This is a genomic window from Oscillatoria sp. HE19RPO (assembly GCF_024220515.1).
Lineage (GTDB): Bacteria > Cyanobacteriota > Cyanobacteriia > Cyanobacteriales > Laspinemataceae > Laspinema.
The window spans coordinates 1-9513 of the sequence record NZ_JAMXOT010000178.1; the positions used below are offsets into that span (position 1 = coordinate 1).

The following is a 9513-nucleotide window of genomic DNA, read 5'->3' on the forward strand; positions in this document are numbered from 1 at the left end:
TGCTTGCGCCCCTACAGGAAATAACGATTTTTCATCATCAAATTTACCTCTTGGACAGGCGCTTCTCGAAGCGCCCCTACAGGAAATAACGATTTTTCGTCATTAAATTTATCACCTTGACAGGGCTAGGGTTTTAACCCTCGCCCTGTCAAGGTGTATTTGTAGGGGCGTATTGCATACGCCCTCTGATACCCAATCCGGTTGGTAAAAGTCGATTTTCGTTTTTAGCCCGCGCAGGCGGGCTTCGTCCGTGTAGCTCCAGGCTTTCCTTACGGAACGCTACGCGAACAGCCTGCGGGTTTTTACAGACCGATTCCAACCGGATTCCGTATCATGTATGCAATACGCCTCTACAAGAAACCCGGAGGAGGCGGGATTCCATTGACGGATAAAGAGGGCGTATGCAATACGCCCCTACAAGAAACCCGGAGGAGGCGGGATTCCATTGACGGATAAAGAGGGCGTATGCAATACGCCCCTACAAGAAACCCGGAGGAGGCGGGATTCCATTGACCACCTTGACAGGGGTAGGGTTTTAACCCCCGCCGGTTGTCTGGATCAGCCCCAAAATAATCTGTGCCGCCCGATCGCAAACTCCTGGTTCCCCCAAGGCAGATCGCATTTGCTGATAGTCTTGCTGCATTTGCTGTCGGCGATCGCCATTTTCTAGTAAATCCAGCGCTTCTTGAACGATGTTCGTTGCGGTTGCTTGCTCTTGCAGCAATTCTGGAACGATGGATTTCATTAACACCAGGTTCGGGGGAGACATGAAGGGGATGGAAAATTTGAGAAGATGCTGTGCAATCCAGGCGGTGACGGGATTGACTCGGTAGATAACCACTTGGGGGACATTTAACAGGGCGATTTCTAAATTGACAGTCCCAGATTTGGTGATGGCTAAATCAGCAGCAGCGATCGCCATGCGACTTTGACTCGCTTCGACTAATTTAGCCCGCAATCCATAACGCTGAATCTCGGTTTCTAGGGTGGGGCGATATTTTTCCCAGGATAAGGGGAGATAAAACTGGACCGATGGATGATGAGTTTGGATCTGCTGTGCCGCCTCAAACATCACAGGTAAGAGATAGCGGAGTTCTTGTTGTCGGGAGGCAGGCAGAAGGGCGATCGCCAGTTCATTGGCGTCAATTCCCAAGGTGTGACGCGCCTGCTCTCGGGTGGGAGCCTTCTCAAGGACATCAATGAATGGATGTCCCACCCAGTCAACCGTTGCGCCATGTTGTTGGTAGTAACTCGCTTCCGTGGGAAAAATGGCGAGGAGGCGATCGCAGAGTCGGACAATCTGAGTCGTGGTGCGATCGCCCAAAGACCAAGCCCACTCCTGGGGGGCAATATAATAAATTCGCGGCACCTGGGGCAGGTGCGTCTTGGCAAAATTCCCAATCCCCAGATTTGGACCGATATAGTCAATCAGGATCATCACATCCGGGGGGGACTTTCGCAGATAGGCTTTAGCACAGCGCTGGATTTGCAGAGTGGGCCAAATATAGGGCAAGGATTCGAGAATCCCGATGGAACCAATCCCCGTCGTATCGCCCAGGAGGACTGCACCGGCTTGGGCCATTTTTGCCCCACCCAAGGCCATAATTTCTAGGGGTATCCCGGCGGATTGAGCCTGACGATAGAGGGCTTCTACCAACATTGCCCCTTGCATATCCCCAGACACCTCCCCGGTGCTGATAAAAATTGTTGCCACTTGCGACCCCTTATTCGTGACTCGAACCGCGTTGTCGTCCGGGAATTGGTCCTCGGCGATCGGCAGTGATGGACTGACGCAGAAACTCAGACAGATGGAGGAGATAGGGGGTCTGGGGCAGTTCCCTTAAGTATTCCACGGCCTGTTTAAACGTCTCATCAGAGCGATAAATCAGGCGAAAGGCTTTTTTGAGCAGACTCAGGTCATCCGGGGAGATACCGGCGCGTTTGAGACCGATCAAGTTGAGCGATCGCACCCGAGAGGGATTGCCCTCGACCAACATATAGGGCGGGACATCGCGATCGATCCGCGTCATCCCTCCCACCATTGCCAGTTCCCCAATATGGACGAACTGATGAATCCCCAAAACACCGCCAATTCGGGCGTGATTTTCAATGCGAACATGACCGGCGAGTTGCACCGTATTGGTAATTACCACGCGATCGCCAATTTCACAATTGTGGGCAATATGAACATAAGCCATCAACAAATTATCATTGCCGATCGCCGTCGCCTCTCCCTCTCCCGTGGCTCGATTAATCGTCACATACTCGCGAATCGTATTCCCATCCCCAATTTTCGTGAGACTTGCAGCCCCCGAATACTTCAAATCCTGGGGTTCAAACCCGATCGCTGCCCCGGGAAAAATGCGATTGCGCGCCCCGATTTCCGTGCAACCCTCGATCGCCACATGAGGACCAATTGTCGTATCTGGGCCTACTTTCACTTGCGCCCCAATCACGGCATAAGCTCCGACTTCAACAGTCGGGTGCAGTTCCGCATCCGGATGGATGACTGCCGTCGGATGAATCAGAGTTTTCATAAAATTTATTGAAGAAGGAAAAAGGAAGAAAAAAGAATCACCTGGAAACAATTAATAGTCAACAATTACCCAGGACTTAATTCTCAATTCTCAATTCTCAATTCTTCCCACTTACTCCTCACTGATAATTTCCCGTTTAGTCTACTCGGGAGAACAACAGTTCCCCTTCAGTCACCAATTGACCGTCCACTTCAGCCCTTGCTTGCATCTTAGCGATTCGCCGTTGTGACACTCGCAGCACTTCAGCGGTCATTACCAGTTGGTCCCCGGGAATGACTTGACGACGGAAACGGACTTTATCAATGCCTGCAAATAAAAACAGGCTCCCTTCCATCCCTGGAAACTGGGTTAACACTACCCCGCCAACTTGCGCCATTGCTTCGACAATTAACACCCCAGGCATAATCGGACGCCCGGGAAAGTGTCCTTGAAAATGAGGCTCATTAAAGGTGACATTTTTAATCCCAACCGCCCGTTTTGCTGGAACATAGTCGATAATCCGGTCCACTAAGGCAAAGGGATAACGGTGAGGAAGCAGTTGCTGGACTTCTTCGAGGGTAAAGGTGGTTTTTAAAGCAGTCCCAGTCCCATTCGCGGGGGTGCTTTCGGTTTGACTGGGGGTAGACTCGGTAGATTGAACGGAATTAACTTCAATAGAAGTGGTCATGACTTGCGTAAGGTCGATAGGGTCTGGATCGAGAGTGGAGAGAGTTTTCAATAGGCCCCGCCCGCCTCGTTAAATCTGGACCCGTGATTCTGCCAGGGCGCGCACAAGCTGGATATGCAGCTTATGACTCGCTTTGTAAGCAATAAAATGAGCCAGGGGCAGAGGGCCGAGTAAACTCAGATCTCCTACTAAGTCTAAGATTTTATGACGCACTGGTTCATTTGAAAATCGCAGGGGGGGATTTATCCATCCGGTTTCCCCGCAAACCAGGGCATTTTCTAAGCTACCCCCTTTGATTAAACCGGCTGCCTGGAGTTGTTCGATTTGGCGGGCGAGACCAAAGGTGCGCGCTGGGGCGATGTCGGTGGCAAAGCTGGATTGACTGGGAGACCAACTGTGCCACTGGTTGCCGATCGCCGCTTCGGGAAAATCAATTCCATAACTAAATCGCAGTTCTGGGGAGGGGAGGGCCGAAACAAAGGCATCCCCTTCATAGATGGAAATCGGTAAGGAGAGGGGAGAGATTTCTGGCTGGGTTTTGGGGGTTATGGGGACGAGACCAACTTGGGCGATCGCCTCCACCCAAGACAGGGCGGACCCATCCAGTAGAGGCAGTTCCGGTCCATCCACTTCAATGCGAGCATCCTCCACCCCCATTGCCATCAAAGCAGCTAACAGATGCTCAACGGTGCGCACCGATGCCTGGGCGATCGCCAGTTCCGTGGAAAGGGTCGTCTGATGGACCGCATCAAATCTCGCTGGAATCACCGGACAGCCGGGAATATCCACCCGCACAAAGCAGCGTCCTTCCCCAGGTACACCGGCCAGTATTTTCACCCGAGTCAAGCTTCCTGTATGCAATCCCACCCCAGAGCATTCTACAGGTGCAACTAAACGTTGTGGAGGCTGAGATGTTACAGAAAGCCGATGGGACGAGGGATTCATCAACAAAGTTAGCCTCCTAGAAGCGTTCGCCCAGACCAAAGTGGAAGCGACTGCCTCCATCATCATTCAGGGCGAAATCCACCCGAATCGGCCCCAGGGGAGACTGGACTCTGAGGCCCAACCCATAGCCGAAACCGCTCCCGGGTTTGTTGCGGACCTCTGCCGGTTGTCCGGGAACGTCGTCCCCAGTTCCGAAGTCCGTGGCTGCATCAAAGAACAGTGCACCACCCACCACGGAATAAATCGGGAAGCGATACTCGGCACTCCCTTGGACAAAACTGCGCCCGGTTCCCACGGCCCCTTCATCGTAACCGCGCACGGTGGTGGTCCCGCCCAAGGAAAAGGCTTCGTAGGGGGGTAAATCCCCAAGGACGGTTCCCCCTTGAACGCTTAAAGCAAAGGTTTGAGGTCCTTCAGAAAAGCGAATTAAGTTGATGGGGATGTAGTAGTTATAACTGGCTCTCAACCGATTGAAGAAGATACTTCCTAAGCCAATGGGAACCGATTGTTCCGTACTGACGCGCAGGACACTCCCGGAGGTCGGCTGCAAAGCACTATCGCGTAAATCTCGGGTGCCACTGAGTTGGAAGGTAAACAAATCATCTTTACCGTCGCCACTAAAGCTCAAATCGTTTCCGCGTTCGTCAGTTCGGGCGATATCCCCATCATCATCTCGGGTACTGATGCGTTGATACTGGGTGCCTAAGGAGGCTCTCCAGCCATTATCCAGGGGACGGGAAAAGGTCACTCCCCCCCCAAAGCGCAGAATGCGCGGACGCCCGCCGTCGTCCGGGAGTTCGATTTCCGGATCGCCCCCATCAAAAATAAAGGAGATGGATCGCCGTCGGAATAGATTGACGGTATAAGAGGTGCGAGTCTCAAAACCAGCAATCCAGGGGTCGGTAAAGTTGACATCAAACAGGACCTCGCGCTGTCCAATTTGCAACTCGGTCCCTAATTTGAGGTTTCTCCCCAGTAGGTTTTGCTCTTGGACGCTGAGGGTGCCAAATAAACCACTGGCGGAACTAATCCCGGCACCTGCGGCGATCGACCCGGTACTTCTTTCTAGGACATTGACCACAACCACCACGTTGCGAGGATTTTGACCGGGGTTGAGGGAAATTTGGACATCTTCAAAAATGCCCAGTCCAAAGACTCGCTGTAAATCCCGTTCAATGGTTTGGCGGTTAAAGACTTCTCCGGGTTCGAGTTCGAGTTCTCGGGTGACGATGTATTCTTTAGTCCGGCCTCGAATGGGTTGCCCTTCGGCATCGACGAGTTCCCCTTCTTCGTTGATGAATTGGATTTCAATACTCTCGACGACTCCTTCGGCGACTTCCAGAATGACGGTGCCATCAGCGGCGACTTGGGGGGTGTCAATGACTTGGGCCAGGACATAGCCATTTTCTTGATACCATTCGTTTAACTGTTGGATGCCTTGCTGGAAGTCGCGCAGGTTGAGGATATCCCCATACTGTTGGGCGAAAATTTCATCAATCACCTCTTGGGGAAGGACTTGGTTTCCTCTGACTTCTACCCGGTTTAAAACTGGGTTGGATTCGACGACAAAGGTGACTCGGACACCGAGGGGGGTGTCTTGAGGTTCGGCGCGGACGTTGGAAAAATAGCCGGTGGCAAAAATGGCGTTGATGTCCTGTTGCAGTTGGGACCGGGTGGTGGTCTGTCCTGGACGCAGGGAAATCACGCGATACACTTCGTCTTCGAGTCGTCCTTCTACGCCACTAACGACGACTTCGGCGACTAAGACTTGAGGTTCCGCTTGGGGGGCCGGTTGGGACCGGGGGGGAATCAGTGGCGGGGGTGTTATCGGTTGTGGGGTAGGTTCGGGGGTAGGTTCGGGGGTAGGTTCGGGGGTTGCTTCAAGAGTGGGTTCGGGAGTGGGTTCGGGGACGACTGGACGGGTGGAGGGTTCGGTTTCTATGGCATCGGGTTCGGCGGTTTCGGTTGGGGTGGGGTCTTGGGCGATCGCCCGGTTCCAGTCCCCTGCGCGATCGCTGAGGTCCGGTTGTTGTAAGGGTGGGGTGATCAGCAATTCGGCAGGGGATGGACTGGGCCGATCGCTCTGTTGAATAATGGCCGGGATTGCTTCTTCTGGACGAGTCGCTGCTAAGGGGGCGATCGCGGAAACGAAGGGGTCTTCCTCAACTGCCAGTTCCGATGCTGTGACATCCCCCTCGCTCAATAATTCTACTCTCGCTTGATCTGCCTGTGTAAAGGGAACAACATCCGCTTCAGGGGAGATCTCCTCCCCTTGTCCCGGAGTCACAGCTAAACTGGTGGCATCCCCATTCTCAATCCTCTCAATACTTTTAATCCCCTCAATTAAGGAAGATCCCGCCCAGTCTGCCGGTCCATCGGGCGATCGCTCGGCAGGGTCGGTTGTCGTGGGGTCCTCTACTTCCATTGAAGGGTCGGTTGGGGATTGGGCCAACGGAGTCGAAGTCTCTCCCCGACTGGGGTTGGCAATACTGAGAATGGCACAAGTAGCAAGAACGGCTGACAAGACAGGAGATAAGCGCATGGGTTTAGTCGTTATTTGGCACGTCCAGAGAAACCAAAAGAAAGGATACAAGAGTAAGTCACCACAATTCCTGAAGGAAATAAATTCTCCTCCTTTCTTTCTGAGTAGTTAGGGCTAATTAATCCCACTGACTCTTAAATGTATAGATGAGAAAGCACCCGTTCAAGGACTTGCTGGTAGGCATTTTCTACGTTGCCCAAATCCTGCCGGAATCGGTCTTTATCCATGATTCGGGCAGTGGGATCGCTCTGGGATTCATCCCAGAGTCTGCAAGTATCAGGACTGATTTCATCAGCAAGTATTAGGTTCCCCTGGCCATCGAATCCGAACTCTAGTTTAAAGTCAACGAGGAGAATTTGACACTGATGGAAAAATTCTGAGAGAATTTGGTTGATTTCCAATGCCATTGTCCGCAGTTGCTCTAGTTGTTCTGGGGTGGCGAGTTCTAATAATAGCAGGCGATCGCGGGTTAACAAGGGGTCCCCAAGTTCATCGTTTTTATAGAAAAATTCTACCAGGGGCTGTTTGAGGACGGTTCCCTGGGGGATGCCGGTTTGCTTGCATAAACTTCCAGCAGCAATATTGCGGACGACAACCTCTACCGGGACAATCTGCACCCGCTTGACTCGCATTTCGTTGGGACGGGTTTGCTCGATAAAATGGGTGGGGATTCCTTTGGATTCCAGCAGGTTAAACAGGGCCGTGCCGATCGCACAGTTCATCTGCCCTTTACCGACGATGGTCCCCCGTTTGAGCGCATTAAAGGCGGTGGCATCATCTTTAAACTGGGAGATCACCACTTCGGGGTCTTCGGTACTATATAGGATTTTCGCTTTGCCTTCATAGAGTTTTTCCATCGCCGCCATCACCGTTTTTGCTTTCTGATTGAGTGAACTTAGCATCCCCAACGGGGTCACCAATTCGCGTCCCTTGAGGTCGCTCAATCATTTTATCGTTGTGTGGCGAGAATGATAGCAGGATCCTGATGGGCGATCGCATTACGGCTGAAAATGACCGGGAAAGCATGGGCAGCGGTGGCCCTAAGTTACACTCGGCTGGGGTCCTAGTAAAGTTTGACCACCACATTTTGCCGCGATGGGGATGAGTTCTCTCAGTTTGCGGTAGGATAGTTTGGCCCTGGGTTTCCTTGGGACTGACAATCGGGAAAGATGTCCAAGATTGGGACAAAACCCAGGGATTGACGTTTGGTACAACATGGACAAATCTGTAGAACAAAGAGACGCGATCGCCATTACGGGACTGCGCTATTACGGTTACACGGGCTACTTGGCTGAGGAAAGAATGCTCGGTCAATGGTTTGAGGTGGATTTAACCCTGTGGGTGGATTTAGTAGCAGTTGGAAACAGCGATCGCCTAGAAGACACCTTAGATTATCGAGAATTGGTTGAGCGGGTTCGCCATCAAATCGAAACCGCTAAGGTCAATACAATGGAACATTTGGCAAGCCAAATTGCACGCTCCATTCTCCCATGGGATAAAGCTCAAAAAATCCGAGTTCGCTTAACAAAAGTTTCCGCTCCAATCCCCGATTTTTCTGGAAAAATTTCCGTGGAAATTACCCGGTCTCCATCGGATTTTTTGAACTCATAAACCCCAATTTACTCTCTTTTCATCCCTCCGGGTTAGACCCGTTACTGGGAATAAATAAATGAACGGGCTATTCACGGACGCCCTTAGATTCAAAACATATCGATACTTAACCCCGATCTAACGTAATTGACAACATTAAGGAGAATCAAAAACATGAATGATTGGCAATTAACAACGCCGGTTGCCTTGCTCATCTTTAACCGACCCGATACCACCGAACAGGTATTTGAGTCGATTCGTCAAGCAAAACCGTCTCAGTTGTTAGTCATCGCCGATGGACCCCGTGGCGATCGCCCCGGAGAAGCCGAAAAATGTACAGCGACTCGCCAGATCATCGATCGCGTAGACTGGGATTGTCAAGTTATCAAGCATTATTCCGAGATTAACTTAGGCTGTAAGTTACGGGTTTCTAGTGGCATCGATTGGGTCTTCGATACCGTGGAAGAAGCCATCATCCTCGAAGATGACTGTGTACCCAATCAAAGTTTCTTCCGGTATTGTCAAGAACTTTTGACTCAGTATCGAGATGATTCCCGAGTCATGCATATTGCCGGAAGCAATGAAGGAATTCCCGGCCAAAATGGAAATGAAAGCTACTATTTTTCCCGAAGAACTCATATTTGGGGTTGGGCAACTTGGCGCAGAGCATGGCAAACTTACTACGATGTTGAGATTAAATTATGGCCCGAACTCAAACAGGCCAATAAATTAGCAGAAATCATCGGAAATAAACAAGAAGCAGCGGTCAAAGCCCAACTTTTTGATTTGGTCTATGAAAACCAACTCGACACCTGGGACCATCAATGGAATTTTGCCTGTCTTTATCACCAACAGTCTTCGATTTTACCCAATAAAAACTTAGTGTCTAATATTGGGTTTGGACATCAAGAAGCAACCCACACCATCAATCCCAGTAGTTTTGCAGACTTACTCAGAGAAGAACTCGATTTTCCCCTGATTCATCCTCAAAATTTCCAGCAAGATGTTGCCACGGATGACCAGTATTTCGAGGCAAGACAAAACAATCAAGTCAAAAGTATGACGAATTCTGACCAGTTGGCAGAATGGGTATAAGGGTATTCCAACAAATAAATCATCCTTGCTTTGATGCGATCGCACCTAACAAGGCTCTTTTAGCCCGCGCAGGCGGGCTTTGTCCGTGTAGCCCCACCCTTCAGGGTGCGGGTTTTTTGAAGGTTTTATTTTTTGGA

Annotated in this window: 8 protein-coding genes; 2 read left to right on the forward strand and 6 right to left on the reverse strand. The window is 51.1% G+C overall.

Going from position 1 to position 9513, the window contains the following annotated elements; translation table 11 throughout:
* Window positions 1–535: 535 nt before the first annotated feature.
* The 6 genes from lpxB to purC form a co-directional block, all read right to left on the reverse strand.
* Window positions 536–1714, reverse strand: a complete 1179-nt coding sequence (lpxB, locus tag NG833_RS16720; protein WP_254566423.1) for a lipid-A-disaccharide synthase — start codon at window positions 1712–1714, stop codon at window positions 536–538.
* Window positions 1715–1724: 10 nt separating this feature from the next.
* Window positions 1725–2537 (reverse strand): acyl-ACP--UDP-N-acetylglucosamine O-acyltransferase, encoded by an 813-nt coding sequence (lpxA, locus tag NG833_RS16725; RefSeq protein ID WP_254566424.1) that lies wholly within the window; start codon window positions 2535–2537, stop codon window positions 1725–1727.
* Between the two features lie 136 nt (window positions 2538–2673).
* Window positions 2674–3204: a 3-hydroxyacyl-ACP dehydratase FabZ gene (gene fabZ, locus NG833_RS16730; protein ID WP_254566425.1), complete on the reverse strand. Its 531-nt coding sequence runs from the start codon at window positions 3202–3204 to the stop codon at window positions 2674–2676.
* Between the two features lie 69 nt (window positions 3205–3273).
* Window positions 3274–4149 (reverse strand): UDP-3-O-acyl-N-acetylglucosamine deacetylase, encoded by an 876-nt coding sequence (gene lpxC / locus NG833_RS16735; protein ID WP_254566426.1) that lies wholly within the window; start codon window positions 4147–4149, stop codon window positions 3274–3276.
* Between the two features lie 16 nt (window positions 4150–4165).
* Window positions 4166–6691, reverse strand: coding sequence for a BamA/TamA family outer membrane protein (locus NG833_RS16740; RefSeq protein WP_254566427.1), 2526 nt, complete (start codon window positions 6689–6691; stop codon window positions 4166–4168).
* A 134-nt stretch (window positions 6692–6825) separates the two neighbouring features.
* Window positions 6826–7557: a phosphoribosylaminoimidazolesuccinocarboxamide synthase gene (gene purC, locus NG833_RS16745; protein WP_254566430.1), complete on the reverse strand. Its 732-nt coding sequence runs from the start codon at window positions 7555–7557 to the stop codon at window positions 6826–6828.
* 349 nt (window positions 7558–7906) lie between these two features.
* Here purC and folB point away from each other — a divergent pair, with 349 nt between their 5' ends.
* A complete protein-coding gene (folB, locus tag NG833_RS16750; protein ID WP_254566428.1) occupies window positions 7907–8302 on the forward strand; it encodes a dihydroneopterin aldolase in 396 nt (131 codons plus the stop codon).
* Window positions 8303–8455: 153 nt separating this feature from the next.
* Window positions 8456–9376 carry a glycosyltransferase family 2 protein gene (locus tag NG833_RS16755; RefSeq protein ID WP_254566429.1) on the forward strand — a complete coding sequence of 307 codons (921 nt, stop codon included), beginning with the start codon at window positions 8456–8458 and terminating at the stop codon, window positions 9374–9376.
* Window positions 9377–9513: the final 137 nt, after the last annotated feature.

Coding starts and splice junctions, on each gene's coding strand:
- lpxA (WP_254566424.1), bottom strand. CDS start 2,537: ATGAAAACTCTGATTCATCCGACGGCAGTCATCCATCCGGATGCGGAA.
- fabZ (WP_254566425.1), bottom strand. CDS start 3,204: ATGACCACTTCTATTGAAGTTAATTCCGTTCAATCTACCGAGTCTACC.
- lpxC (WP_254566426.1), bottom strand. CDS start 4,149: ATGAATCCCTCGTCCCATCGGCTTTCTGTAACATCTCAGCCTCCACAA.
- NG833_RS16740 (WP_254566427.1), bottom strand. CDS start 6,691: ATGCGCTTATCTCCTGTCTTGTCAGCCGTTCTTGCTACTTGTGCCATT.
- purC (WP_254566430.1), bottom strand. CDS start 7,557: ATGGCGGCGATGGAAAAACTCTATGAAGGCAAAGCGAAAATCCTATAT.
- folB (WP_254566428.1), top strand. CDS start 7,907: ATGGACAAATCTGTAGAACAAAGAGACGCGATCGCCATTACGGGACTG.
- NG833_RS16755 (WP_254566429.1), top strand. CDS start 8,456: ATGAATGATTGGCAATTAACAACGCCGGTTGCCTTGCTCATCTTTAAC.